Source organism: Halolamina sediminis, assembly GCF_001282785.1.
Lineage (GTDB): Archaea > Halobacteriota > Halobacteria > Halobacteriales > Haloferacaceae > Halolamina > Halolamina sediminis.
Window position 1 is genome coordinate 1,412,406 of the sequence record NZ_CVUA01000001.1, and the last position, 24,123, is coordinate 1,436,528.

The window sequence follows — 24,123 nt, forward strand, 5'->3', positions numbered from 1 at the left end:
CCGTGTCCGAACCCACCGAGGGGCAGGACAACGCCCCCACGACAGTCGCGTTCGTCTGCGTCCAGAACGCCGGGCGCTCGCAGATGGCGTACGCGTTCGCTCGGCGCGAACTGGCGCGCCGCGGCCTCGACGACCGGCTCGACCTGCTGACCGGCGGGACACGACCCGCCGAGCACGTCCACCCCGAAGTCGTCGACGCGATGGCCGCGGTCGAGATCGATCTCTCGGACCGGACCCCCCGCGAGGTCACCGTCGACGAGCTCCGGGCGAGCGACTACGTGATCACGATGGGCTGTTCGGCGGCGGACGTCTGCCCCGCCGGCTGGGGCGGCGAGAGCCGTGACTGGGGACTCGACGATCCGGACGGGCAGTCACCGGCCGAGGTGGCGGCGATCCGTGACGAGATCGAGCACCGCGTCGCCGCGCTGTTCGACGAACTCGCCGAGTAGTCGAATCGTCTCGGAAAACGTCCAGACCCCTCAGCGGGAGGAAACGGCTGAAACGGTCAGCCGACACGCGACCGTTACGCCGATCGCGACCAGCGCCCGGCCGCCGAGACCGAGCGTGACGCCGACCAGCGGCGCGACGCTGCTCGTCAGTGAGAAGAGGACGACCGTGGGCAGCACCCAGCCGACCGTCACGATCCAGGGCTCCGCCAGCGGCGCGAAGCGACCGGCCCCGATCCGGAACTCGGCCACCGAGTCGGTCGGGAGCAGCCAGCCGGCGACCGCGAGGAAGCCGAGCAGTCCGACCGACAGCAGCAGGTCCGCGAGGGTGCCGGAGACGAACTGGAACACGCCGCTCGACAGCGCCAGCCCGCCGCCCGTCCCCGCAAGCAGGAGCGAGACGAGCAGCGTCGCCCGCCGTCGCGGTACGTCGAACGTGTCGACCAGCGTCGCGACCGGCACCTCGAGCAGGCTGATCCCGCTGGTCACCGCCGCCAGCAGCACCGTCCCGAAGAACGCCGTTGCGACGATCGGGCCGCCCGGGAGCGACCCGAACGCGCCGGCGAGCGCGACGAACAGCGCGCCCGGCCCGCCCCCGCCGGGGTCGACGCCCTGAGAGAACAAAAGCGGGATCACGACCAGCCCCGCGAGCACGCCGACGAACGTGTTCGATATCGCGATCACGAGCGTGTCACGCGGCAACGACGTGTCGTCGTCGATGTAGGAGGCGTACGTGAGCATCGTCCCGGCACCGAGCGAGAGCGTGAACAGCGCCTGCCCGGCCGCCGGGCCGAGCACCGACGGGAGGTTCGCCACGAGGTAGCCGGCGTCGAAGCGCAGGTAGTACTCGTAGCCGGCGGCGGTGCCCGGCTGGGTGGCCGTCCACGCCGCTAACCCGACCAGCAGCACCGCGATCGCGGGCAGCATCACCTTCGAGACGCGCTCGATCCCGCCGCCCACGCCGAAAAAGACGATGCCGGCGACGATCCCCAGGAAGGCGAGGTGGAACCCCACCGCGGCCGGCCCGAACCCCATGGCGCCGAAGTACTGCTGTGGCTGTGCGAAGTACGCTCCCGTCGGTGACGCCAGCGTGTACCGGAGGATCCACCCGCCGACCACCGAGTAGAAGGAGAGGATCACCAGCGTCGTCACGACGTTGAACGCGCCCAGCGCGGTCCCCCACTTGGAGTCGATCAGCGAGCGGAACGCGCCGATCGGCGTCTGCCGGCCCCGCCGACCGAGGACGAACTCCGCCAGCAGTCCCGGGACCCCGACGCCGACGACGACGAGGAGATACACCACGAGGAAGGCACTCCCCCCGTTTTCGGCGGTCAGCCACGGGAACCGCCAGACGTTGCCCAGCCCCGCAGCGCTCCCCACCGACGCGAGGACGAACCCGAGGCTCGATACCCACGTGTCTCGATCGGCCATTGATGAGGGGAGATGTACAACGGACACCGAAAGCGGTGTTGTTTCCGGCGGGAAACGGCGGTTAGCGCGCCGACACGACGCCCGAGCGCCCGGACGGCTACGACTCCGGCACCGGAGCCAGCCCGAGCGCCCACAGCAGCCGGTCGTTCGCGGTTCGGACCTTCACGGCGACACGGACGTGGCTGTCCAGCCCGCGGAAGCTCCGGGCGTCGCGAAGTACGACCCACGGTCGCGAGCCTGTGCGAGCAGCGCGTCAACGTCCACACCGCCGGTGTCCAACAGCAGAAACGGCGCGTCCAACTGCCGAACGTCGAACTGCCCGGCGATCGCCGCCCCCAGGCGCTCATGCTCGTCGGCGACGCGCTCGCGCGTGGTCGCGACGAACGCCTCGTCGACGAGCAGTTCGGTGACGGCCTCGCGGCAGCGGTCGGCGAACGCCCGGAGCCGCGCCGGCGGGACCGCTTCCCCGGTGGGGTTGTTCGGCTGGCAGACGACAGCCATCTTGTACGGTGAGGGGTCCTCGTTGACGATCGCCGCGGCGAGAGGTAATCCGCGTTCCCGCCCTGCAGCGTCACCTCCCGGGCGTACTCCGCGAACGACGGCGCCGGGCTCTCGCCGGCCGCGCTGATGCCGTCGATCGCCGCGGTCTCGGTCGACCCCAGCGGCCCCGAATCAGCCGGAGTCGTCCGGTGAGACGGACGACTCAGTTGCGGTCGGTCCCTCAGGCCGGTTCGACGCTTTCTGTCGCCGGCGGCGACGAAGCGAGTCGTACAGCGCCCCCGCGACGTGTTCGCGGAGTCGCTCGGTCGTCTCGCTGCTCACGTCGACGGCCGCGGCGTCGTTCCCGACGAGGCTCCGAGTGCCCGCGGTGTCGATCGTCACCGTCCCGAGATGGCGGCGCCGCTGGAACACCGTTTCCGAGCTCAGCACCGTCTGTACCCGATAGTACGGGACGACTTTCAGCTGGCGGACCCAGAACCCGTTCCGGGTGACGACGTGGTTCTCGCCGACGTAGTAGCCGCGGGACCGCCACTTCAGGTGGGCGGCGACCGGGACGAGCAGCAGCAGGCCGAGCGGGGCCCACCAGTAGAACGACGCCGAGAGGACACTCTGGATCAGGTAGAGCAGGCCGGTCAGGAGTAGGACGACGCCCGCGTAGCGCGCCGCGTAGCGCTCGCGAGCCCGCTTGGGCGGGCGCTCGAACGCCATCTCGCCGGCCGGCTCGATCGAGTTCGCGAGCTCGAACACCCGCGAACGCCGGGCGATGGGCACCGCAGACTGGGAGGTGTCCTGCCCGCCTTCGCCGCCGCTCCCGCCGGCGGTCTCGATCTCCAGCGAGGCGTAGCCCAGCGCCCGCGCGAGCACGTTCTCCTCGATCGTAAGCGACTGGACCTTCCCGAGCGGGATCGTCCCGCTGTAGCGCTGGAGCAGGCCCCGCTCGTAGCGGAGCTCTTCGTCGCCCCGGCGGAGCGTGAACCCGTAGTACAGCGTCGCGTTGATGGCGCCGTACACCAGCCCCAGCGCGAGGATCCCCGCGAGCGTGGCCAGCGGTCCGAGCAGCCTGCTCAGCCCGGACTCGACGCCGAAGAACCACTCCGCACCGACGATCGAACCGATCGCGGGCATGAACACGGAGCCGACGACGAACAGGATCGAGAGCAGTTGGGCGTCGGCCGATACCAGCGCGAGCACGCCCAGTTCGCGGTCGGCGATCTCGAACACCGTCTCGAACCGTTCGGTCTCCTCGGCCGCCGCGTCGCCGTCGCGGCTCAGCCGGCTGATCTCCCCCTGCAGTTGCCCCGCCCGGTCCTCGCCGACGAACTGGAGGTGGGCCTCGCTCCCGCTCGCGCCAGCGGTTTCGAGGCGGAGTTCGGCGATCCCCAGCACACGTTGGACCACGTTCTGACTGATGTCGACGTTCTGGATCCGCCCCAGCGGGATCTCCCGCTCGCGTCTCGCGAACACGCCCGAGCGGATGTCGAACGTATCGGCGGTGAGCTCGTACTCGAAGCGGCGGTAGTAGGCGATCCCGTAGACGACGACCGTGACCGCGATCCCCCCGGCGAGCGCGAGCGCGACGGTGACGCCGACGGTGCCAGCGACCGCGCCGAACGCCGGCGGGCCGATGAACAGCACGGCGATCGCGAGTCCGAGCCCGTTCTCGGCGATCCGGTAGGGGACCGACAGCGGGTGGAGGCGGAACACACGTCCCGTGAGCGGCTCCTCGCCCGTCGTCTCCCCGTCGGTCATACGGCGTCTTCCTCCTCAGACTCGGTGGTGAGCCGTTCGAGACGCTCCTGCAGCGTCGACGCGCGGTCCGGCGTGAGCCCGGGAATCGTCACGTCCGCGCCGCGGGAGCCCGCGGTGTACACCACCAGCGTCGACAGCCCGAGCACGCGTTCGAGCGGGCTCCGCGTCGTGTCGATGTGCTGGACGCGGACGTAGGGGACGACGGTTCGAACGCGGGTGAGTACGCCGCGGCTCAGGAACAGCGAGTCCGCGCGGACGACGTACTCCCACGAGCGGTAGAGCAGGACCGCTCGGATGACGCCGAACAGTACGAACAGCGTGAACACGGCGACGCCGATCCGGGCAGCGGGCTCGATGCCCGGCGCGAGCAGTTCGGTCCGGGTGCCGACGACGTAGCCGATCACCCCGAGGACGACGCCGGCCACGAGCGCACCGATCGTCGACCCCACGATCCACTGCAGGCGGACCGTCGACGCCAGTTCGCGGGGAACGCCGACGATCGAGTCGTCGAGTCCCGCCTCGGCCGCGACGGAGGGTTGGTCGTCCGTATCCGGGTCGGGACCGGAGTCACCGGAGGACGACGACGGTTCCGTCGTGCTCGCCGACGGGGAGACCTCATCGGTACCGTCACCGGGAGGATCACTCATGCAGGGAAAGTCACACAACGGCGGCTTAACCGTATCGCCGTCGCGTGAGCACTTCGTGTTGTCGTAACCCAAACGATTATCTCTGCAGGATCGCATCACTCGACAGGTATGTCTGTCGACTACGAGACCGCCGTCGAGGGGTTCGAGTGGGGAATCTCGGACGACTACGCGATCACTTCAACTATCGAGGATCACGCTGACTCCTTCGGCGATCGCGTCGCCGTGACGTTCCTCGACGACGAGGGCGCACGCGAGGAGCGAACTTACGCGGATATCCGGGACGACACGAATCGCTTCGCCAACGCGCTCGCGGAGCTGGGCGTCGGCGAGGGTGACCGCGTGATGCATCTGTTCCCCCGTCACCCCGACGCCTTCGCGATCCAGCTCGGCGCGCTGAAACGTGGTGCGCTGCTCGTTCCCTGTTCGGCGATGCTGAAGCCAAAGGACATCGCCTTCCGCGCGAACGACTGCGAGGCGACGACGATCGTCGCCCACGAATCCCTCGTCGACATGGTCGAGCCGGTGCTCAACGAGACGCCGCTGGAGACGACGATCGCGCTCGACGGCGCTCCCGAGGGCTGGGCGTCGTTCGCCGACCTGATCGACGGCGCGTCGACCGAGCACGACGGCCCCGAGATCGGCGCCGAGGACCCGATGAGCATCAACTACACCTCGGGGACGACCGGCCAGCCCAAGCCCGTGCTCCACCGCCACCGCTGGCTTCGGGCGTTCGAGTTGGTCAACGCGCCCTACTGGTGGGGGGTCTCAGCCGACGGGGAGCAGCCGCCGGGTGTCGAGAGCGACGACGTCGATCTCGACGACGAGCTGCTGTGGGCGACGACGGGCACCGGCTGGGCGAAGTGGTTCTGGTCGCCGGTCGGCGTCGGGCTCACGACCGGCGCCCGACAGCTCCTCTACCAGGGGGAGTTCGACGCTGACGAGTTCCTCTCCGTGATGGCCGAGGAGGGAGTGACGCGGCTCTGTGCGGTGCCGACCCAGTACCGGATGTTCACCCAGACCGACCTCGACCAGTACGATCTGGACCTCGTCGAGGCGCTGTCGGCGGGCGAGCCGCTGAACCGCGAGCCGATCGAGGCGATACAGGACGCCTACGGTATCACGCCGCGGGACGGCTACGGCCAGACCGAGACCGTCGCGCTCGTCTCGAACTACCCGGGAATCGACGTGAAGGAGGGCTCGATGGGCAAACCCACACCGGGCCTCGGGACGACGATCATCGACACGCAGGACGAAGAAGAGGTCGAGCAGGGCGAGACCGGCGAGATCGCGGTGCCGGTCGACTGCCCGGGCATCTTCGACAGCTACTACGAGAAGCCCGACCTCGACGCGGAGACGTTCGACGGCGAGTACTACCGCACCGGCGACCTCGCCCGCGAGGACGAAGACGGCTACTTCTTCTTCGAGGGCCGCGCCGACGACATCATCCTCTCCGCGGGCTACCGCATCGGCCCGTTCGAGGTCGAAGACGCGCTGGTCTCCCACGAGGCTGTCGCCGAGGCCGCTGCGGTCGCCTCGCCCCACGAGGAGCGCGGGAACGTGGTGAAGGCGTACGTCGTGCTCGCGGATGGGTACGACGGCGACGACGAGCTCACCGAGACACTCCAGGCGTACATGAAGGAGGAGACGGCGCCGTACAAGTACCCCCGCCGGATCGAGTACGTCGAGGAGCTTCCGAAGACCGCCTCCGGGAAGACCCGCCGCATCGAACTCCGCGAGCGCGAACAGCAGCGGTTCGGCCGGTAGTCGGCGACGCTCCCCCGACTCAGGCGTCGACTGCGTCGCCGACGCGTTCGACAACGGCCGGCGCAGCGGCGGCGAGGCGGTTCGCGGCCGCGTACTCCGCGTACAGAGAGCGTCCCGGTTCGGAGACGACGCCCGACCGAACGAGTTCGTCGGCGTTCCGTATCCGGCCGTGGATGGTCTGTCCGAGCCGTCGCGCGAGCAGCACGGGGGAACTGTCGAGGAGCGCCCGGAGCCCGTCGACTGCGGCGGTCCGTTCGGCAGCGATCGGATCGACCGACTCGGGAACGCCGTACTCGCCGTCGGCGACCGCCGTCTCCGCCGCCGCGAGCGCACGGTCGGCCGCGAGCCCGCCCATCGCGGCGACGATCGCGCCGGCGGAGCGCCCGTCGTCGTGCTGTTCGACGGCGTTCTCTGTCCCGACCCATCGACTCCGCGTGAGCGCTTCGAGGAGCGTCTCGGCCGGCGTGTCCGCGATATCGCGGTCGATCTCGCTCCCGACCGCGTCCAACTCGGGCGGCGTCGCGTTCGGTTCCACGTCGCCGACCAGCGTGTCGGCCACGCTCGCGAAGCGCGCACCGTGATCGCGGGGGTCGTCGAGCGTCGACACGTACCGCTCGTGGAGACGGCGCGCGTCCGCGGCGTAGGCCCGCCCCCACTCGACGCCCTGTGCGAGTTCGGCGACGTGGAGGACGGTGTTCTCGTACTCGTAGCGCTCCTTCGCTTGGGTGAGGCGGACGCCCGTCTGTGCCCAGTCGGTGATCCCGGCGTGTTGGGCGAGTGCGGCAACTGGATCGTCCGGCGGGCCCGCGTAGCGGTAGTCGGCGAGGAACGACGTGGCGTCCCGGTGGTGGCGTTCGCGGCGGGCGCGCACGTCCGCCGCGGTGAGTTCGTCGTCGAACGCGGCGAGGCCGGCGTGGACGAACATCGCCTCCGAGCGCGGGTGCGTGAGCCCGGCGAGCGCGTCGGCGCGGCTCTCCCCGTCGTGATCATCCGAGAGCGCGTCCCGCGCAGCGTCGCGTTCCGCGGCGAGTTCGTGCCGGACGGCGCCGTTGGGGACCGCAGAGACGTCCGCGCCGTCGAGTAGCGACCGGACGCGCTCGCGAGCGGCCGCGAGGTGTGCTTCGGTCGGCTGGACGGGGATCGTCGCGGGGACCCGCGGGAGGTCTTCCGGCAGCGCCCGGATCGCGGACTCGTCGTACTCGACGGTCGTCTCCGACGACTGCAGGCCGCTACAGCCTGCGAGCCCGCCAGCGAGCGCGGTCCCGACGGCCGCGATCGCCGAGCGGCGAGTGAGCCGGCTCACGCCGAATCACTCCCGTTGTAGCGGTCGGGGATCGGGTCACAGCTCCCGCCGCTGCCCGCGGAGAGGCCGCCGTACTCGTCGCCGCGGAACGGCAGCCGGACGAACGCGGCGGCGTGGTCGAACGCTTCGCGGTCGCAGGCGGTGTGGGCGTCCCGGATCACCCGACAGAACTGGAGGTTCGGGTCGCCGTCGTCGCCCCTCGTGACGTAGTTGAGCTTCAGCCGGTAGCACTCGCCGATGCGGGTCTGGAAAACGAACACCGACTCGCTGTCGTACTCTGTCTCCGCGAGGAGTCGCCGGGCGGCGCCGACGTTCGTCGCGCCCTCGGCGAACTCGAACGCCTCGGCGGCGTCCTCGCTCTCGACGGTCTGGAGAGTGAGGGGTTCAGCCGTCGATCCGTCGTCGGTGTTCCCGCCCCCGGTGTCCTCCCGGGGGGCGACGATCGGCGGGCGATCGCCCGTCGACCGCGTCGTCGTCGCGACGTGATCGGTGACGATCGTGCCGCTCTCGGGCGGGGAGCTGTGGCTCTCGGAGCCGCTACAGCCGGCCAGCGCCGTCGCGATACCGACCACGCCTGTGAGGAAGCCACGTCTCGCGGTTTCGGAGGCTATCGTGTCGCTGGGGACCATCCCGGGTCGACGATGTGGGCAGACCGCCAAGAAGGCGGTGGTCGGCATGGCCCCTACGATTCGTCGGCCACCCTCACGTCGAAGTCCACTGGCTCCGCGCTCGCGACGGTCGGGAGCCCCCGCAGCCGCGGGCGGACGAGCACGTACGCGGCGGTGAACCCGAACCCGGCGGCGGCCAGCGCCATCGCCGTCCCGTGACCGATCGCGTCGCCGAGCGCGCCCCCGAGCAGCGAGCCCAGCGGCAGCGTCGCGCCGGAGGCGGTCCCCTTGATTGCGGACACCCGGCCCAGCCGGTCGGCCGCGAACAGCCGTTGGTTCAGCGTCGACGTGAGCACGCCGCTGGCCCCGGCCGGGATCCACGCGAGGGCGAACAGGCCGATCGTGAGCGCGGTCGACGGGACGAGCACCGACGCGAGCCACGCACAGGCGGCCAGCCCGTTGCCGACGATCAGGAACCGGCCGTAGCGGACACGCTCGAACCGCGGGCCGACGACCGAGCCGAGCAGCCGGCCCGTTCCGAGCGCGCCGAGCAGGAGGCCGTAGACGGCGGGGCCGCCGACGGCGTCGCCGAACGCCGGCAGCACCGCGAGGGTGACCCCCGTCGCGAAGTTCGCGACCGCGGTCGTGAGCACGAGCTCGACGAACGCCGTCCCGCGGAGGACCTCGACGCCCTCGCGCAGGTCGTCGACGTAGGATCGGACCGCCGCGGCGACCGAGCCGTCGGCGTCGTCGGGCGAGATGCGCGGGATCCCGATCCGGGCGAACAAAAGCGCCGCGAGCGCGAACGTGACCGCGTCGGCGAGGAACAGCGCGGTCGGGCCGAACAGGGCGATCAGCCCGCCGCCGACAGCGTCGAACACCATGTCCAGCCCGAGCGTCACCGTCGTGAGCGCGGCGTTGGCCTGTGGCAGCCGGTCGTCCGCGACGATCCGCGGGACTAACGTCGCCTCGATCGGCCCCATCACCAGCGTCGCGAGCATCAGGATCGGCACGACCCCGAGCATCAGGTCGACCCCGAGCCGGCCCGCGGCCGCCGCCAGCGGGAAGACGAGGACGACGACCCCCTGTACGATCTGGGAGCCGACCAGCAGCGGTTTCACCGGGAAGCGGTCGACGATCGGGCCCGCAACCGCCTGGAGGAGCCACGGGAGCAGGAGGACGGCGTTCGCGACGCCGACCAGCGTCGTCGAACCGCTGAGCTCGAAGACGAGCCACAGCACCGCGACGGTGTAGAGGCTGTCCCCGGCGTTCGTGACGAACTGCCCGGCGACGAACCGCCGGAAGTCCCGGTTGGCACGCAGCGGGTGGTCCCGCCCGATGTTGGGCAGGATCACCGGCGATCACCCCTGTAGGGACCGCGAAGACTGCGTGGAGGATTCGATTCACGTCCCGGCGGACGCGAGCGATACCACTGCCGGTCGGCGAGCGATTCGGCGTCGTGTGAGCCCGGGCGGTGTGCCGCGGGCTCGGTGGCGTTCGGCATCTGGCGTGTTCGATCGAAGGAGTGCGGCTACCGTCGCCGGTAGCGGAGCGAACCCGAGTGCTGCAGCTATCGGGCCCGCCGCGCGGCCGGCGGCGCGGTCGGATCGAACACCGGACGAACCGAGAGCCGGCGGTACATCGACGCCTCGATCGCCCCGTCGCCGACGTCGCTAAAAGAGGTAGCGGTTCGCGATCGTTCTCGGAGGGTCAGTCCGGACGGCAGAGACGGTGGCTGCTGGCGGCGCGTGCTCCCGTCAGTTCTCGCCGGTTTCGAGCTCGTACTCCCAGTCCCGGTAGCCGCCGGCCATGCTCCGGACCTCGTCGTCGGCCTCCACGCCCTCGAAGGAGTCGATCAGCCGGGCGGCCTGAACCGACGACTGCCCGATCGGGCAAGCGACGACCACGTCGTCGCCCCACTCCACGTCGTCGACGCGGGCGGGGAGCTCGGACATCGGGATGTTGATCGCGCCCGGGATGTGCCCCTGCTCGAACTGGGCGGGCGAGCGGATGTCGATCACCTGCACGCCGTCTTCGCCGAGCTTCTCCTCGACCGCCTCGGGGGTGATCTCGTCGACCATTACGCTGTCCGGAGGAAGATGCAGTAGGGCCCGTCGCCGCTGCGCCAGACCTGTGCCTCGGTCCCGTCCCCGACGAACTTGGGCACGTTCTCGGTGCTCGGGACGTGGTTGGTCTCCTGAACGAGGATGTCACCCCCGTCGATCTCCTCGGGGGAGCCGACGACGTCCTCCCAGTCTGCGTGGCTCATGGTCGAAGCCACGACAGGGTGGGATATACGGGTTTCGCCGCCCGCAGTGTTCTCCCCTGTCTCGGGCGGCCACGATCACGGCACGGACTCCGCGACTGCGACACGAGATCGCTCGCCGCGATCGGCCGGTCTCGCTACTGCTTGCGTCAGAGCCTTCACGACGACGGCGTCTACCCCGCCTATGTCCGAGCGTACCGTCGACGAGTCCACGATCGGCGGCACCCCGCTGGTGGAGCTCGCTGTCGACGTGCCGGCGACCGTCTACGGGAAGGTCGAGTGGTTCAACCTCTACGCCGCCGATTACGGCGGGGGGTCGGTGAAGTCCCGCATCGCCCGGGAGATGCTCGACGGCGCCGAGGCCCGCGGTGAACTCGACGGTGACCGGACGATCATCGAGCCCTCCAGCGGTAACACCGGCAGCGAGCTCGCCCGCGTCGCGACCGCGCGGGGGTACGACGTGGAGATCGTCGTCCCCGACAACGCAAGCGGCGAGAAGGTCGGCGCGATCCGGGACGCCGGGGCGGAGATCCACTTCGTCGACGCCGACCGGGGCTACGACGCGGTGCTCGAGCGCTGCGAGGCGCTGATCGCCGAGCGACCCGAGCGCTACTACCGGCCGAACCAGTACGAGAACTCCGACAATCCCGGCGCCCACGAGCGGACGACCGCCCCCGAGATCGACGACGCGACCGACGGCGAAGTGACCCACTTCGTCGCCGGCGCCGGCACCGGCGGCACCGTCACCGGCACCGGCCGCGGGCTCCACGAACGCGGCGACGTGACGGTGGTCGGCTTCGAGCCGGCGGACCCGCTGCACGCGATTGCCGGGCTGAAGTACCTCCGGTCGGGCGACCACTACCACCCCGAGACGTACGACGAGTCGGTGCTCGACGACAAGCTGTACGTCGACACCGAGGCCGCCTACGAGCGCGCCCGCGAGCTCCGGGACCGGTTTCAGGAGCGCGAGATCGCGATCCGGGACACGGGACAGCACGACGAGGAAACGGTCCGCGAGCACCTGCGCGTCGACGGGCAGTTCGTCGTCGGCGTCTCCAGCGGTGCCGGGGTGGAGGCGGTTCACCGACTCCACGAAGCGGAGGGGCTCGACGCCGACGACGTGGTGGTGATCCCGCTTTGCGATCGCGGCGACAAGTACGCCGACACCCCGCTCTGGGAGTCGTACCTGGACGGCGATAGCTGACGCAAGAACGGGTCCGTTCTACCGGCCGCCGCGGGCGCGTGTCGTCGGGCGCCGGCCGGCCGAACGTCGCCGGTGGCGCTGGGGTTTTCTTCCCGCCCGTGGAACCCGGTGTGTGATCGAGTTCGCCCGCGAGGCGTACGACGACGTGGTGTACGCCGGCTACGACGGCGCCCCCGAGGAGGTCTGTGGCGTCCTCGCCGGCGAGTACGGCGAGGAGGAGAGCACCGTCGTCGACGCGTACCCGACGGAGAACGTCGCCGACACGCCCGAGATCCGGTACTACATCGACCCCGAGGAGCAACTGGCGGTCATCGAGGAGATCGAGGACGCCGGGCTGGAGGTCGTCGGATTCTACCACACCCACCCAGCCGGCCCGACCCAGCCCAGCGAGACCGACGCCGACCGGGCGGCGTGGCCGGGCTACTCCTACGCCATCTGTGCGTTCGCCGGCTACCCGTACTTGGGATCGTGGCGGTGGCAGGGCGAGGAAGCCGGGTTCGAGCAGGAAGTCGTCCGCGTGGTCGACCGCTGAACGGCGTCGAGGGGTCGGCCGGGAGAGCCAGCTCTCACCGTCCGATCCCAGGAGGAAACCCATTCTGCCGGGCGATGGCCGTCGACAGTGCCTACCACATGGCGTCGACGATCCGATCGTCGGCGTCCCGGTTCGGACGTTCGACAGTGACGGAGAACTCGTCGTCGGCGTCGAGAGCGACCGTGACACCCTCCATGTCGCGCTCGTACTTCGTGGTCCGGCCCCCGCCGGGGTTGATCGTCTCGCACTCCCGGACGAGCGAGGCCTCGGTAAGCAGTTCCAGCTTGCGGTACAGCGTCGATCTGGGGATCCCACAGGCGTCGGCGAGATCGGCTGCCGGCGTGGGATCGGCGGTCTCACGGAGGATCGTCCGACAGTCCACGTCGTCCAGCGCGTTGAGGACCGTGTTCAGCGACGGCACCTCCTCGGGAGCGGCGAGATCCATCGTCAGAACTGGGGGGCGGCGACGGAAATACTGCGCGTTCTCGGCACGACACGGTCGGCTCTCCGGGCGGATCGGTTCCGACACACGAACGGCGAAAAATCGGGAGGAAAGCGCGGCCTCAGCCGGAGAACTCGTCGTAGCTGACCGATCCCTGATCGACGATCGTCCCGCTCTCGGGGACGTCGCCGTCCGGCGGCATGCTCCCTTCGGCGGGGCCGCCTGCTTCGCCGACGACGATGCGGGCGACCATGCCGAGGCTCTTGTGCGGGATACAGAAGTAGTCGTACGTGCCGGTCGTCTCGAAGGTGTGTTCGAACGTCGCCCCCTCTTCGCCGAGGATCTCGCTGTTGAACGCGGAGGCACCCTCCGGAATGCGTGTCGTCGACGCCGAGTCGATCGACTCGTCGTACGCCGTCGCGGAGTGGCTCCCGCTGGCGTTCTCGAACGTGACAGTCGTGCCGGCCTCGACGAACAGCCCGATCGGGTCGAAGTAGTAGCTCCCGTCGTCGCTGGTGATCATCTCCACTGTCGTGGTCCCGCCGCCGGAGCCGCCCTCAGTGGACGTCTCCGTCCCGTCGCTCGCGGGCGTGTCCGTCTCGTCCGACGGCGCGCTACAGCCGGCGAGTCCGGTCAGTCCTGCGGTCGCGGCGAACCCAGCAGCCTTCAGCACCTTTCGGCGTTCCATACCCACGGTTGGTGCCGGACCCAAAGACCACTTCGGCGGAATCCCGAACAGTGGGAAACCGCGGTCGATTGACCCCCGTCGCGGTCGTAGCTACCGGGGTAGTTCGACCGACGGCCGTGGCTCGGGGCCCCTCGGCGCGGCGTTCCCCCCGTGGGCGACCCACCAGCGCGTATTTCCCGTGGGGCGCGTTACGGTGTCGTATGGCTGGAGATAGACTCACCGTCTCCCTCGACGAGCAGTCGCGGGAGGCCCTCGACGAACTCGTCGAACTGACCGGGGAGGGTCAGAGCGAGACGGTCCGGCGCGCGATCATCTTCTACGCGGCGAACTTCCAAGTGGCGAACTCCGAGACCGATGTCGATCTGGAACAGTACCACCGGATGCTCTCCGGCGGCGAACACGTGCTCCTCGATATCGACTTCCTGCACGGCCTGCTCGACAACGTCGAACTGGAGAACGGCGAGCCCAGCCCGGAGTTCCAGGAGGTGATCGACCGGGTCGCCGAGTTCCACGCCGACGAGTACCACACTCGCTTCAACAGCCTCGCGGACATCCTCGACTGGCTCTCGTTCTGTGGGTTCCTCACCGCTCGAAAGGCCGACGACGGCACCTACCACGTCGTGTTCCCGACCGAGAAGGTGAAGTGGTTCATGACTCGCTTCATCCAGCGGAGCACCGAGAAGCTCGACTTCGAGGTCGAAGTGTCCGAAGGTGTCTCAAAAGTCCTTATCTCCGAGGTGTAAGTTCACACGGCTGCATACGCCGTACGTGAATCTCTTAATCACCCTTTTCCGGGGCGGATCATTGGTAGAGAGTATCAATGACGAACGGAACACGAGCCGGCCGTCGGTCGCCGGCAGAGGTGGACGGACGACCGGGTAGCCGGCGGGAGGCGGGATCGTGACGGCGGCTGTCGGTGTCGACGTCGGGGGAACGTTCACCGACGTGGTGCTCGTCGCGGACGGCACGCTCACGACGACGAAAGTCCCGTCGACGGCGGACCAGAGCGAGGGCGTCGTCCGGGGGATCGAGCAGGCCTGCGAGCAGGCCGGGATCGACCCCGCGGCGATCACCGAGTTCTCCCACGCGATGACTGTGTCGACCAACGCCCTCCTCGAAGGGGACGGCGCCGAGACCGCACTGGTGACGACCGAGGGGTTCCGGGACGTGCTCGAAATCGGCCGGCAGACCCGGCCGGATCTGTACGATCTCGACGCGGAGAAACCCACGCCGCTGGTGCAGCGCCGGAACCGGTTCGAAATCCCGGAGCGGACGACGACCGACGGCGTCCGGACGTCGCCCGACGCCGGGGCGATCGACGAACTGGTCGAGCGACTCCGGGACCGCGACGTCGAGAGCGTCGTCGTCTCCTTTCTGCACGCCTACGTCGACCCGAGCAACGAGCGGAGTGTCGCCGAGCGGCTCCGGGAGGAGCTGGACGTCTCGGTGTCGGCGTCCCACGAGGTGCTCAACGAGTTCCGCGAGTACGAGCGCACGTCGACGGCGGCCGTCGACGCCTACGTCACGCCCGCGATCGACTCCTACATCGGCCGGCTGGAGGAGCGTGCGGCCGACCTCGGCCTGCCCCAGCCGCGCATCATGCAGTCCAACGGCGGGATCGCCGAGGCCAGCGAGATCCGACGCCACGCCGTCCAGACCGTGCTCTCCGGCCCTGCGGCGGGCGTGGTCGGCGCCAGCAGCACCGCCTCGACTGGCGAGGACGAGTTCGAGGGGTTCGTCACGTTCGACATGGGCGGCACGTCGAGCGACGTGAGCCTCGTCCGTGACGGCGGCGTCGAACGCACTACCGACAACGAGATCGACGGCTACCCGATCCGGGTGCCCATGGTCGACGTGACCACTGTCGGCGCCGGCGGCGGGAGCATCGCGTGGGTCGACGCCGGCGGCGCGCTGCGCGTCGGCCCCAGATCCGCGGGCTCGGAGCCCGGCCCAGCCTGCTACGGGCGTGGCGGGACCGAGCCCACGGTGACGGACGCGAACCTCGTGCTCGGCTACATCAGCGAGGAGACCCAACTCGGCGGCGAGCTCGGGCTGGACGTCGACGCCGCCGCCGCCGCGCTCGAACGGCTGGCCGACGAGGCCGGGCTGGGCTCGGCGCGTGAGGCCGCCGAGGGGGTGTTCCGCATCGCGAACGCCAACATGACGCGGGCGATCCGCTCGGTGACCGTCGAGCGCGGCCACGACCCCCGAGAGTTCGGCCTCGTCGCGTTCGGCGGCGCGGGCCCGATGCACGCCGCCGCGCTCGCGGGCGAACTCGACATCGGCACCGTCGTCGTCCCCCACGTCGGCGGCGTGCTGTCGGCGTACGGGCTGCTCGATGCCGACGAGACGTACGACGCCGTCCGCACCTACCAGACCCCGCTCTCGGCGACGACCGGCGAGGAACTCGCATCGGTGTACGAAGGGCTCGTCGGGGAGCTCCCCGTCGACGCCGAGGCCGACGACGTGACTGTCCGGCGGTCCGCGGACCTCCGCTACCGCGGGCAGAGCTTCGAACTCGAAATCGACGCCGGGCGCCCGGTCGACACCGACGCGCTCCGGACCGCGTTCGAGACGAGCCACGAACGCGTGTACGGCTACGCGGCCGCAGAGCCCGTCGAGGTAGTGAACCTCCGGGTCGCCGCCGCGGTTCCCCGGAGCGTCCCCGAGACGGCGCTGCCCGAGGACCGCTTCGAGAAGCTCGGCGAGCATACCGCGGTGTTCGGCGGCGAGGAGTACACCACGCCCGTCTACCGCCGGCCGACGACGCCGGGCACCACGTTCGGCGGGCCGGCCGTGCTCGAACAGGACGAGAGCACGACCGTCGTGCCGCCGGCGTGGGAGGCGACCGTCAGGGAGAACGGCTCGCTCGTGCTGACGGAGGTGCAGCGATGAGCGACGCCGAGGCGCAGACCGAGGCGATCGACTCGGTCACGCTCGAAGTGTTCCGGAACGAACTGGAGAGCGTCGCCGAGGAGATGGGCCAGGTGCTGATCCGCAGCGCCTACTCGCCCAACATCAAGGAGCGACAGGACTGCTCGACCGCGCTGTTCGACGCGGACGGCCGGATGGTCGCACAGGCGGAACACATCCCAGTCCACCTCGGGGCGATGCCCGACGCCGTCGCCGCCGTGACGGCGAAGGATCCCGAGCCCGGCGACGCGTACATCCTGAACGACCCCTTCGAGGGCGGAACCCACCTGCCCGACGTGACGATCGTCTCGACGATCGCACCGGCGGGCGAGATCGTCGGTTACGCCGTTACCCGGGCCCACCACGCGGACGTCGGAGGGATGACGCCGGGCAGTATGCCCGCCGGCGCCACCGACATCTACCAGGAGGGGATGCGCCTGCCCGGCGTGGCGCTGCGCTCGGGCGGCGAACTGAACGAGGACCTGATGGCGGTGATACTGGCGAACGTGCGCAACCGGACCGAGCGGCGGGCCGACCTGCGCGCTCAGCTGGCGGCCCACGACCGCGCCGAGGACCGCCTCGCGGAGCTCATCGAAGAGCACGGCCGGGGCCGGGTCGAACACGCGTTCGACGCCATCATCGACTACTCCCGCGCTCGGATGCGCGACGAACTGGCGGCGTTCCCCGACGGCACCTACGACGCGAGCGATGTGCTCGAAGGCGACGGCGTGACCGACGCGGACATCCCGATCGAGGTGTCGATCACCGTCGACGGCGCGACCGTCGACGTGGACTTCGCGGGCAGCGCCGAGCAGTGTGCCGGCAACATGAACGCGCCGCTATCGGTCGCAAAGAGCGCGGTGTACTTCGTCGTTCGGAGCATCACCGACCCCGAGATCCCGCCGAACCACGGGAGCTACGCCGACATCGACGTGGTCGCGCCCGACGGGACCGTCGTGAACCCGAACCCGCCGGCGGCCGTCGTCGGCGGCAACGTCGAGACGAGCCAGCGGCTCACCGACGTGGTGTTCGCCGCGTTCGCCGAGGCGGTGCCCGAGCGCGTGCCGGCGGGCTCGCAGGGGACGATGAACAACCTCATCATCGGCAACCGGGACCGCGACGGGTTCACCTACTACGAGACGATCGCGGGCGGGTTCGGCGCCCGCCCCGACAAGGACGGGATGGACGGCGTTCAAGTGGGAATGACCAACACGCTGAACACGCCGATCGAGGCGCTGGAGGCGGAGTACCCCTTCACCGTCGAGGAGTACGCGTTCCGGGAGGGCAGCGGCGGCGACGGCGAGTACCGCGGCGGGCTGGGGCTCACGCGCTCGCTCACCGTCGAGACCGATGCCGTCGTCTCGCTGTTGACTGAGCGCCGTCGCCACCGCCCACAGGGTGCGGCGGGCGGCGAGCCCGGCGCGCTGGGCGAGAACCTCGTCGACGGCGAGCCGCTGGCCGCAAAGACCACCCGGGAGATCGAGGCGGGAACCACCGTCACGGTTCGGACGCCCGGCGGCGGCGGGTACGGCGACCCAGACGATCGGGCCGGGGCCGACCGCGAGGCCGACCGACTGGACGGGAAAGTGACCGACGACACGGAGGAGCGATGACCGACACACATAAACTGGAAGAACTCCCTTGGCCGGCAGTCGAACAGTACCTCACCGAGCGCGAGTCGCCGACGATTATCGTTCCGATCGGCTCGACCGAGCAGCACGGCCCACACCTCCCGCTGGCCGTCGACGCATTTCAGGCGCGGGATCTCGCCGAGGAGATCGCGGTCGCGGCCGACGTGCTGACGGCGCCGCTGATCCCCTACGGCGACGCGAACCACCACCTCGGCTTCCCGGGGACGATCTCGCTGTCGACGGAGACGGTGGTGTCGGTGCTCACGGACGTGTACGCCAGCCTCGCCGGCCACGGCTTCAAGAACGTCGTCACCGTCAACGGCCACCGGATCGCGAACCTCACCGCGATCGAGACGGCGATGCAACAGAGCGCGGCGCGACATCCCGACACCTCGTTCGCGGCGATCGACCCGCTCCGGCTCGGCATCTCTGTCCACGAGCGCCTCCGGGACGGCGACCCCGAGGACGGGATGCACGGCGGCGAGTTCGAGACCTCGTTCATGCTCGCACGGTACCCCGACCTCGTCGACGAGGACGCCGTCGAGAAGGAGACCGCCGACCCCGGCCCGTACGGGACGTTGAACCTCGTCGGCAACGACGACCGGGTGCTGACCCCGAGCACGGCCCACTCCCCCGAAGATGGCGACCTCGGCCACGTCGGCGACCCGACGCTCGCGAGCGCCGGGAAGGGTGACGCGCTCTGGGCGGAGTTGGTCGCCGACGCCGCCGACTACATCGAGGCCGTCGAGGGGGGTACGGCATGAGCGACGTGACTGTCCACGACGACGTTGCGATCCCGCTCGCGGACGGCACCGTCCGCGCGACGCGACACGAGCCGGCGGTCGACGGCCCGCAGCCGGTCGTGCTCGTCTACACGCCGTACCACAAGGACGACCTCTCGGACACACGCTCGGACCCGATGGTCGGCTCCCTCGTCGACGCTGGCTACGAGGTGGTCGTCGCCGACGCCGTCGGGACAGGTGCTTCGGACGGGCTGGTCGACCAGCCGTTCACCGCCGACGAGGGCCGTCACGGCGCCGCCGTCGTCGAGTGGCTCGCCGACCGGTCGTGGTCCAACGGCCGAGTGGGTATCGTTGGGAAGTCCTACCCCGGGACGACGGCGCTGGAGATCGCCGCGGAGAACCCCGACGGGCTGGCGGCGATCGTCCCGATCCACGCGCCCGCCCGGATCTACGACGCCTACTTCGACGGGGGCACACTGGCGTTCCTGCGCACCTGCGGCCAGTGGGCGCCGAACTTCGAGTACCTCCCGCTCCAGCCCCCAGCGAACCGCACGGTCGAGGGGTGGGCCGATCGGTGGAACGACCGACTCGACGCGCTCGAGGACCGGGAGCCGTTCCTCTTCCAGTACCTCGACCACCTCGAGAAGGACGAGTACTGGGCGGCGAAGGACGTCCCGATCGGAGATATCTCGGTCCCCACGCTCGCGGTCGGCGGCTACCGCGACGCGTTCGGCGGCGGGACGCTCGACTACGCCGACCGCATCGATGCGCCGACGGAGGTGATCCTTGGCCCGTGGCGTCACGCGATGCCCGAACAGGGCGAGACAGCCCGAATCGACTTCCTCGGCGAGATGGAAGCGTGGTTCGACCACCACCTCCACGACGGGGGCGACCGGGAGTCCCGCCCCGAAATCCGCTACTGGACCGAACGCCCCGCCGACGAGGATCGCCTCGCTGGCGAATGGCGGGCCCGCGAGACGTGGCCGACGGCCGACGACGACGCTGTGGGGTTCGATCTCGGTCGGGACGGGCTCTCGACGGACGGCTCGTCGGCGGGCACCACCGACCGCTGGGAGGTCGACTACAGCGTTGGAACCGCCTCGATCGGCTTCGAGATCCCGGGCGGGACGGATCTGGACACGACGCCCGACGACGATCGGTCGCTCACCTACGAGACCGCTCCGCTCGAGGACGCCTTCGAGCTGACGGGTAGCGGTGAGGTGGGTCTGGAGATCGTCCCGGACGGCCCGACCCAGCTCGTCGCGGTCCGCGTCGTCGACGTGGCGCCGGACGGAACCGGCCGACTGGTCACCCACGGCGTGACCCGGGCCGAACTCGATGGCGAGGTCGACCCACTCGGTGAGCAGGGGGCGACCCCCGAGCCGCTGACGGCGGGAGAGCCCCACAGCATCGACGTGTCGCTGCGGCCGACCTCCCACGTGTTCGAGCCCGGGCACACGCTCCGGGTCGCCGTCAGCGGCGCCTTCTTCCCCTACGTGTCGCCGCCCGACGGCAGCGCCGGGTTCGCGCTCTGGACGGCGGGTTCGGCGTGTCATCTCCCCGGCCAGTTCCACGACGGCAGCCCGACGTTCGACGACGGCGCCGCGTTCGATCCACCGCAGGACGTGTACGAGGAGCCGACGGCGCCGGACTGGGAGACGGCCGTCTCACACACCGACGACACGGTGACGGTGTCGCTGGAACAGTCCTACTCGAAGTCACTCTCGGGGGCGACGTTCGAGTACGAGACCGCGACGACGGCGAGCGTCGAACGCGGGACGCTCGAAACGGAGACCATGGATCGCCGGACGGCGACGACGCTCTCGTTCCCGACCGAGTCGATCCAGTCGGAGGTCCACAGCTCGGTGACGCGGTCGTTCGCGTCGATGCAGTACGGCGTCGACCGCGAGGGCGAGGCGCTCTACCGTGAGCGGAAACGGGCCGCGGTCGATCGCTGATTTTCGGCGAGGACGTTTTCCGCGGCTGCTCGGCGTTCGAACGCGCCGCTTCTCAGGGGTGGTTACAACACGAGTACGGCGGAGTGTTCGTTGCCGGCGCACGGAGGCGCCGGCAGGAACTTCGCCGTGTTGGTTACACACGATTACGGCAGAGTGTTCGTGGCCGGCGCACGGAGGCGCCGGCAGGAACTTCGCCGTGTTGGTTACACACGATTACGGCAGAGTGTTCGTGGCCGGCGCACGGAGGCGCCGGCAGGAACTTCACCGTATCGGTTACTCTGACGGCGTCTGTTTCGGCTCGACCTCGTGGCACTCGGTCATCCGCACCGCGTCGTCCGCCGAGGGTACCTCGCGCCACTCGGGGTCGACCTCCGTGCAGTGCTCGGTCGCGATCGGACACCGCGGGTGGAACCGACAGCCGCTCGGCAGGTCGACCGGCTCGGGCACCTCCGAACCGATCCCCGAACTCCCGAGCGGCTCCCGCGGGTCCGGGGAGGGGATGCTGTCGATCAGCGCCTTCGAGTAGGGGTGTTTCGGGTCGTCGACGATCCCGTCGGCGGCGCCCATCTCGACGAGTCGCCCGAGGTACATCACGCCGATGCGGTCGCTCAGGTAGCGTGCTGCGCCGATGTCGTGCGTGATGATAAAAAAGGAGATGTTGCGCTCCTCGCGGAGCTCGTCGATCAGGTCGAGCACGCGGGCCCGGACGCTCGCGTCGAGCATGCTCGAGGGCTCGTCGGCCACGATGAACTCCGGATCGAGCACCAGCGCCCGCGCGAACAGCACGCGCTGGAGCTGGCCGCCGCTGAGCTCCTCCGGGTAGCGGTCGAGGAAGTCCGCCGCGGGCAGGAGGTTCACGTCCTCCAGCGCGCGGTGGATGCGGTCGTCCTGCTCCTCGTCGTCGGTGATCCCGTGGATCTCCATCGGCTGGCGCAACAGCCCACGGACGGTCCGCTTGGGGTTGAGCGCCTCGAACGGGTCCTGATAGACGATCTGGAGGTGCTGGCGCATCTCCTGCATCTCGCTGCCCGACAGCGACGCGAGGTCGGTCCCCTTGAACCGGATCTCGCCGGCGGTCGGCTCGATCACCCGAAGCAGTGTCTTTCCGAGCGTGGTCTTCCCGCAGCCGGACTCGCCGACGACGGAGAAGATCTCCCCCTCCTCGATGGAGAGGCTCACGCCGTCGACGGCCCGGACCCGCTTCTCGTCGGCGAACAGCGACTCGAGCCACCCCGTGCTCTTCACGAAGTGTTTCTCGAGGTTCCGGACCTCGAGGATCGGCTCCTCGCCCCGCTCCGCCCGGGTGGCGGTCGACTCCGAGCTCATAGCTCCGACACCTCCTCGTGGTGGAAGCAGGCGGTCTCGTGGGCCTCGCCCACCGATTCGAGGGGTGGCTCACCGTCCCGGCAGTCCTGAGTCGCCAATGCACACCGCTCGGCGAACCGGCAGCCGGTCGGCGGGTCACGGAGATCCGGGGGCGTCCCCTCGATCGTCTCGACCTGCTCGGGCGGCCGTCGCGGATCGATGAGGCTCCGGAGGAGCAGCGCGGTGTAGGGGTGTTTCGGCGCGTCGTACAGCGCCTCCGCAGGCGCGCTCTCGACGATCTTCCCGCCGTACATCACGCCGATGCGGTCCGAGAGCTTCATGATGGCCGCGAGGTTGTGCGAGATGACGAGCATCCCGAAGTTCAGGTCGGCTTGCAGCCGCTGGAGCATGTTGAGCACCTCCGCCTGCACGATCACGTCGAGGGCGGTCGTCGGCTCGTCGGCGATCAGCAGGTCGGGCTCGCAGGCGATCGCCATCGCGATCGCGGCGCGCTGTTTCATCCCGCCGGAGAGCTCGTGGGGGTACTGCTCGGCCACGTCGGGCTGGAGGTTCACCTTCTCCAGCAGCTCGCGGACGCGCCCCTCCCGCTCGTCCTCCGGGACGACGTCGTGGACCCGGAGGGGCTCCTTGATCTGTGCCCCGACGGTTTTGACGGGGTTGAACGCGTTCTGTGCGCCCTGATAGATCATCGAGATGTCGGCCCACTGCACGTCCTTGACCTCGGACTTGGGGAGCTGGCCGATCTCGCGTCCCTCGAACCGGATCTCGCCTTCGACGATGTCACCCTGTGGCGGGAGCGCCCGGATGAGGCTGAGCCCGAGCGTCGACTTCCCGCAGCCGGATTCGCCGACCAGCCCGTACGTCTCCCCGCGGGCGATATCGAAGTCGACGCCGTCGACGGCCCGAACGGGCACGTCGGCCTCGTCCTCGCTGTAGTACGTCGAGAGGTTCCGGACCGACAGCAGCGTCTCCGCGGCGTCGGTCGGTCGTTCCTGTGTCTGCGTGCTCATGTCCTGTGTGCGTGATCGGTCGCCTTCCTGTCGGTCCATCAGTCGTCACCCCACGTCCGCCGCTGGAGTCGGGGGTTGAGCACCTCGTCGAGCGCGCTGCCGACGAGGATGAAGCTGAACGCCGCGAGCACAATGCCGAACCCGGGGAGGATCATCCACCACCAGGCGCCGCTGCTCAGTGCGGCCTGCTTCTGGGCGAAGTACAGCATCGTCCCCCAGGAGATGCGGGCGGTGTCGCCCAGCCCGAGGAAGCCGACCGCGGCCTCCATCAGGATGGTGTACACCATCTGGAGGATGCCGTTCGCGAACACGACCGGCAGGATGTTCGGGAGCACCTCCTGTCGCATGATCCGGACGTCGGAGGCGCCCAGCGCCTCGGTCGACTCGACGAAGTCGTTCTCGCGGACGCTCAGCGTCTTCGCCTTGATCGTCCGGGCGGGGATCGGCCACGAGAGCAGCGAGAGGATCAGGATGATGTTCCAGACGCTGCTGCCCGCGTAGGCCGCGAACACGACGACCAGTACGAACGGGGGGAACACGAGGCTCATGTCGATCGCCGTCGTGATCCACCGCCCGATGCGGCCGCGGTAGTAGCCCGCCGGGACGCCGATCAGCGTCGCCGCCAGCGTCGCGACGACGCCGCTGACGACGCCGACCAGCAGCGAGATCCGGCCGCCGTAGAGGAACCGGGAGAGCACGTCCCGGCCCAGATCGTCGGTGCCGAACAGGTGTTCCGCCGAGGGGGGTGCAAGCGCCTTGCCGACGCCGTAGGCCTCCGGATCGTACGGCGCGATCAGTGGGGCCGCGACGCTGATGAAGACGATCGTCCCCAGCAGCAGCGTTCCCAACAGCCCCTTGCGGTTGGTCAGGAACGCCCGCAGGAACCGCCGGAAGCGATCGAACCGCCTGCTCGATCCCCCGCCGGCCGTCTCCTCGGTCGTGCTCATCCGTCCACCTCCGT

Annotated in this window: 23 protein-coding genes; 9 read left to right on the forward strand and 14 right to left on the reverse strand. The window is 69.8% G+C overall.

What is annotated here, in order from left to right:
• The first annotated feature begins 2 nt into the window (after positions 1 to 2).
• A complete protein-coding gene (locus tag BN1959_RS07140) occupies positions 3 to 449 on the forward strand; it encodes an arsenate-mycothiol transferase ArsC (RefSeq protein WP_079978628.1) in 447 nt (148 codons plus the stop codon).
• Between the two features lie 30 nt (positions 450 to 479).
• On the opposite strand, the gene BN1959_RS07145 is transcribed toward BN1959_RS07140, so the two are convergent.
• From BN1959_RS07145 to BN1959_RS15430, 4 genes are all read right to left on the reverse strand, one after another.
• Positions 480 to 1,877: a sodium-dependent transporter gene (locus BN1959_RS07145; protein WP_053948002.1), complete on the reverse strand. Its 1,398-nt coding sequence runs from the start codon at positions 1,875 to 1,877 to the stop codon at positions 480 to 482.
• Positions 1,878 to 2,039: 162 nt separating this feature from the next.
• Complete coding sequence (locus BN1959_RS15235) at positions 2,040 to 2,378, reverse strand: aminotransferase class I/II-fold pyridoxal phosphate-dependent enzyme (RefSeq protein ID WP_053948003.1); 339 nt, start codon at positions 2,376 to 2,378, stop codon at positions 2,040 to 2,042.
• 171 nt (positions 2,379 to 2,549) lie between these two features.
• Positions 2,550 to 4,127: a PH domain-containing protein gene (locus tag BN1959_RS07155; protein ID WP_079978629.1), complete on the reverse strand. Its 1,578-nt coding sequence runs from the start codon at positions 4,125 to 4,127 to the stop codon at positions 2,550 to 2,552.
• Entirely contained in the window at positions 4,124 to 4,774 is a 651-nt protein-coding gene (locus BN1959_RS15430; RefSeq protein WP_079978630.1) for a PH domain-containing protein, read from the reverse strand. Before BN1959_RS15430 ends, BN1959_RS07155 begins: the two co-directional genes overlap by 4 nt.
• A 108-nt stretch (positions 4,775 to 4,882) precedes the next feature.
• Here BN1959_RS15430 and BN1959_RS07165 point away from each other — a divergent pair, with 108 nt between their 5' ends.
• Positions 4,883 to 6,538 (forward strand): acyl-CoA synthetase, encoded by a 1,656-nt coding sequence (locus BN1959_RS07165; RefSeq protein ID WP_053948004.1) that lies wholly within the window; start codon positions 4,883 to 4,885, stop codon positions 6,536 to 6,538.
• A gap of 19 nt (positions 6,539 to 6,557) precedes the next feature.
• Here BN1959_RS07165 and BN1959_RS07170 read toward each other — a convergent pair whose 3' ends face one another.
• The 5 genes from BN1959_RS07170 to BN1959_RS07190 form a co-directional block, all read right to left on the reverse strand.
• Complete coding sequence (locus tag BN1959_RS07170; RefSeq protein ID WP_053948005.1) at positions 6,558 to 7,841, reverse strand: hypothetical protein; 1,284 nt, start codon at positions 7,839 to 7,841, stop codon at positions 6,558 to 6,560.
• Positions 7,838 to 8,470: a hypothetical protein gene (locus tag BN1959_RS07175; RefSeq protein ID WP_053948006.1), complete on the reverse strand. Its 633-nt coding sequence runs from the start codon at positions 8,468 to 8,470 to the stop codon at positions 7,838 to 7,840. The genes BN1959_RS07170 and BN1959_RS07175 overlap by 4 nt, the downstream gene beginning before the upstream one ends.
• 53 nt (positions 8,471 to 8,523) lie before the next feature.
• Entirely contained in the window at positions 8,524 to 9,804 is a 1,281-nt protein-coding gene (locus BN1959_RS07180; protein ID WP_202594656.1) for an MFS transporter, read from the reverse strand.
• Positions 9,805 to 10,206: 402 nt separating this feature from the next.
• Positions 10,207 to 10,530 (reverse strand): rhodanese-like domain-containing protein, encoded by a 324-nt coding sequence (locus BN1959_RS07185; RefSeq protein WP_053948007.1) that lies wholly within the window; start codon positions 10,528 to 10,530, stop codon positions 10,207 to 10,209.
• Entirely contained in the window at positions 10,530 to 10,718 is a 189-nt protein-coding gene (locus BN1959_RS07190; protein ID WP_079978631.1) for a hypothetical protein, read from the reverse strand. Before BN1959_RS07190 ends, BN1959_RS07185 begins: the two co-directional genes overlap by 1 nt.
• 181 nt (positions 10,719 to 10,899) lie before the next feature.
• Between BN1959_RS07190 and BN1959_RS07195 the strand changes: the two genes are divergently transcribed.
• Entirely contained in the window at positions 10,900 to 11,919 is a 1,020-nt protein-coding gene (locus BN1959_RS07195; RefSeq protein ID WP_053948008.1) for a PLP-dependent cysteine synthase family protein, read from the forward strand.
• A 112-nt stretch (positions 11,920 to 12,031) separates the two neighbouring features.
• Positions 12,032 to 12,451, forward strand: a complete 420-nt coding sequence (locus tag BN1959_RS07200) for a desampylase (protein WP_053948009.1) — start codon at positions 12,032 to 12,034, stop codon at positions 12,449 to 12,451.
• Between the two features lie 91 nt (positions 12,452 to 12,542).
• Here BN1959_RS07200 and BN1959_RS07205 read toward each other — a convergent pair whose 3' ends face one another.
• Positions 12,543 to 12,896: a winged helix-turn-helix domain-containing protein gene (locus BN1959_RS07205; protein ID WP_053948010.1), complete on the reverse strand. Its 354-nt coding sequence runs from the start codon at positions 12,894 to 12,896 to the stop codon at positions 12,543 to 12,545.
• A 118-nt stretch (positions 12,897 to 13,014) separates the two neighbouring features.
• Positions 13,015 to 13,581 carry a plastocyanin/azurin family copper-binding protein gene (locus BN1959_RS07210; RefSeq protein WP_053948011.1) on the reverse strand — a complete coding sequence of 189 codons (567 nt, stop codon included), beginning with the start codon at positions 13,579 to 13,581 and terminating at the stop codon, positions 13,015 to 13,017.
• A gap of 200 nt (positions 13,582 to 13,781) precedes the next feature.
• Here BN1959_RS07210 and BN1959_RS07215 point away from each other — a divergent pair, with 200 nt between their 5' ends.
• The 5 genes from BN1959_RS07215 (at position 13,782) to BN1959_RS07235 (ending at position 20,826) form a co-directional block, all read left to right on the forward strand.
• Positions 13,782 to 14,324, forward strand: coding sequence for a ribbon-helix-helix protein, CopG family (locus BN1959_RS07215; protein ID WP_053948012.1), 543 nt, complete (start codon positions 13,782 to 13,784; stop codon positions 14,322 to 14,324).
• A 157-nt stretch (positions 14,325 to 14,481) separates the two neighbouring features.
• Entirely contained in the window at positions 14,482 to 16,476 is a 1,995-nt protein-coding gene (locus BN1959_RS07220) for a hydantoinase/oxoprolinase family protein (protein ID WP_053948013.1), read from the forward strand.
• Entirely contained in the window at positions 16,473 to 18,107 is a 1,635-nt protein-coding gene (locus BN1959_RS07225) for a hydantoinase B/oxoprolinase family protein (protein WP_053948014.1), read from the forward strand. The genes BN1959_RS07220 and BN1959_RS07225 overlap by 4 nt, the downstream gene beginning before the upstream one ends.
• Positions 18,104 to 18,889: a creatininase family protein gene (locus BN1959_RS07230; protein ID WP_053948015.1), complete on the forward strand. Its 786-nt coding sequence runs from the start codon at positions 18,104 to 18,106 to the stop codon at positions 18,887 to 18,889. The genes BN1959_RS07225 and BN1959_RS07230 overlap by 4 nt, the downstream gene beginning before the upstream one ends.
• Positions 18,886 to 20,826, forward strand: coding sequence for a CocE/NonD family hydrolase (locus tag BN1959_RS07235; RefSeq protein WP_053948016.1), 1,941 nt, complete (start codon positions 18,886 to 18,888; stop codon positions 20,824 to 20,826). The genes BN1959_RS07230 and BN1959_RS07235 overlap by 4 nt, the downstream gene beginning before the upstream one ends.
• 273 nt (positions 20,827 to 21,099) lie before the next feature.
• Here BN1959_RS07235 and BN1959_RS07240 read toward each other — a convergent pair whose 3' ends face one another.
• The 3 genes from BN1959_RS07240 to BN1959_RS07250 are packed head-to-tail and all read right to left on the reverse strand — an operon-like array spanning position 21,100 to position 24,109.
• Entirely contained in the window at positions 21,100 to 22,152 is a 1,053-nt protein-coding gene (locus tag BN1959_RS07240) for an ABC transporter ATP-binding protein (protein WP_053948017.1), read from the reverse strand.
• Entirely contained in the window at positions 22,149 to 23,201 is a 1,053-nt protein-coding gene (locus tag BN1959_RS07245) for an ABC transporter ATP-binding protein (RefSeq protein ID WP_053948018.1), read from the reverse strand. Before BN1959_RS07245 ends, BN1959_RS07240 begins: the two co-directional genes overlap by 4 nt.
• Positions 23,201 to 24,109 (reverse strand): ABC transporter permease, encoded by a 909-nt coding sequence (locus tag BN1959_RS07250; RefSeq protein ID WP_053948019.1) that lies wholly within the window; start codon positions 24,107 to 24,109, stop codon positions 23,201 to 23,203. Before BN1959_RS07250 ends, BN1959_RS07245 begins: the two co-directional genes overlap by 1 nt.
• Positions 24,110 to 24,123 lie beyond the last annotated feature (14 nt).

What these genes read in the sequence shown, in the direction of transcription:
- BN1959_RS07190 (WP_079978631.1), bottom strand. Translation starts at nt 10,718, where the DNA reads ATGAGCCACGCAGACTGGGAGGACGTCGTCGGCTCCCCCGAGGAGATC.
- BN1959_RS07225 (WP_053948014.1), top strand. Translation starts at nt 16,473, where the DNA reads ATGAGCGACGCCGAGGCGCAGACCGAGGCGATCGACTCGGTCACGCTC.
- BN1959_RS07250 (WP_053948019.1), bottom strand. Translation starts at nt 24,109, where the DNA reads ATGAGCACGACCGAGGAGACGGCCGGCGGGGGATCGAGCAGGCGGTTC.
- BN1959_RS15235 (WP_053948003.1), bottom strand. Translation starts at nt 2,378, where the DNA reads ATGGCTGTCGTCTGCCAGCCGAACAACCCCACCGGGGAAGCGGTCCCG.
- BN1959_RS07235 (WP_053948016.1), top strand. Translation starts at nt 18,886, where the DNA reads ATGAGCGACGTGACTGTCCACGACGACGTTGCGATCCCGCTCGCGGAC.
- BN1959_RS15430 (WP_079978630.1), bottom strand. Translation starts at nt 4,774, where the DNA reads ATGAGTGATCCTCCCGGTGACGGTACCGATGAGGTCTCCCCGTCGGCG.
- BN1959_RS07145 (WP_053948002.1), bottom strand. Translation starts at nt 1,877, where the DNA reads ATGGCCGATCGAGACACGTGGGTATCGAGCCTCGGGTTCGTCCTCGCG.
- BN1959_RS07195 (WP_053948008.1), top strand. Translation starts at nt 10,900, where the DNA reads ATGTCCGAGCGTACCGTCGACGAGTCCACGATCGGCGGCACCCCGCTG.
- BN1959_RS07155 (WP_079978629.1), bottom strand. Translation starts at nt 4,127, where the DNA reads ATGACCGACGGGGAGACGACGGGCGAGGAGCCGCTCACGGGACGTGTG.
- BN1959_RS07230 (WP_053948015.1), top strand. Translation starts at nt 18,104, where the DNA reads ATGACCGACACACATAAACTGGAAGAACTCCCTTGGCCGGCAGTCGAA.
- BN1959_RS07205 (WP_053948010.1), bottom strand. Translation starts at nt 12,896, where the DNA reads ATGGATCTCGCCGCTCCCGAGGAGGTGCCGTCGCTGAACACGGTCCTC.
- BN1959_RS07175 (WP_053948006.1), bottom strand. Translation starts at nt 8,470, where the DNA reads ATGGTCCCCAGCGACACGATAGCCTCCGAAACCGCGAGACGTGGCTTC.
- BN1959_RS07210 (WP_053948011.1), bottom strand. Translation starts at nt 13,581, where the DNA reads ATGGAACGCCGAAAGGTGCTGAAGGCTGCTGGGTTCGCCGCGACCGCA.
- BN1959_RS07185 (WP_053948007.1), bottom strand. Translation starts at nt 10,530, where the DNA reads ATGGTCGACGAGATCACCCCCGAGGCGGTCGAGGAGAAGCTCGGCGAA.
- BN1959_RS07245 (WP_053948018.1), bottom strand. Translation starts at nt 23,201, where the DNA reads ATGGACCGACAGGAAGGCGACCGATCACGCACACAGGACATGAGCACG.
- BN1959_RS07240 (WP_053948017.1), bottom strand. Translation starts at nt 22,152, where the DNA reads ATGAGCTCGGAGTCGACCGCCACCCGGGCGGAGCGGGGCGAGGAGCCG.
- BN1959_RS07215 (WP_053948012.1), top strand. Translation starts at nt 13,782, where the DNA reads ATGGCTGGAGATAGACTCACCGTCTCCCTCGACGAGCAGTCGCGGGAG.
- BN1959_RS07165 (WP_053948004.1), top strand. Translation starts at nt 4,883, where the DNA reads ATGTCTGTCGACTACGAGACCGCCGTCGAGGGGTTCGAGTGGGGAATC.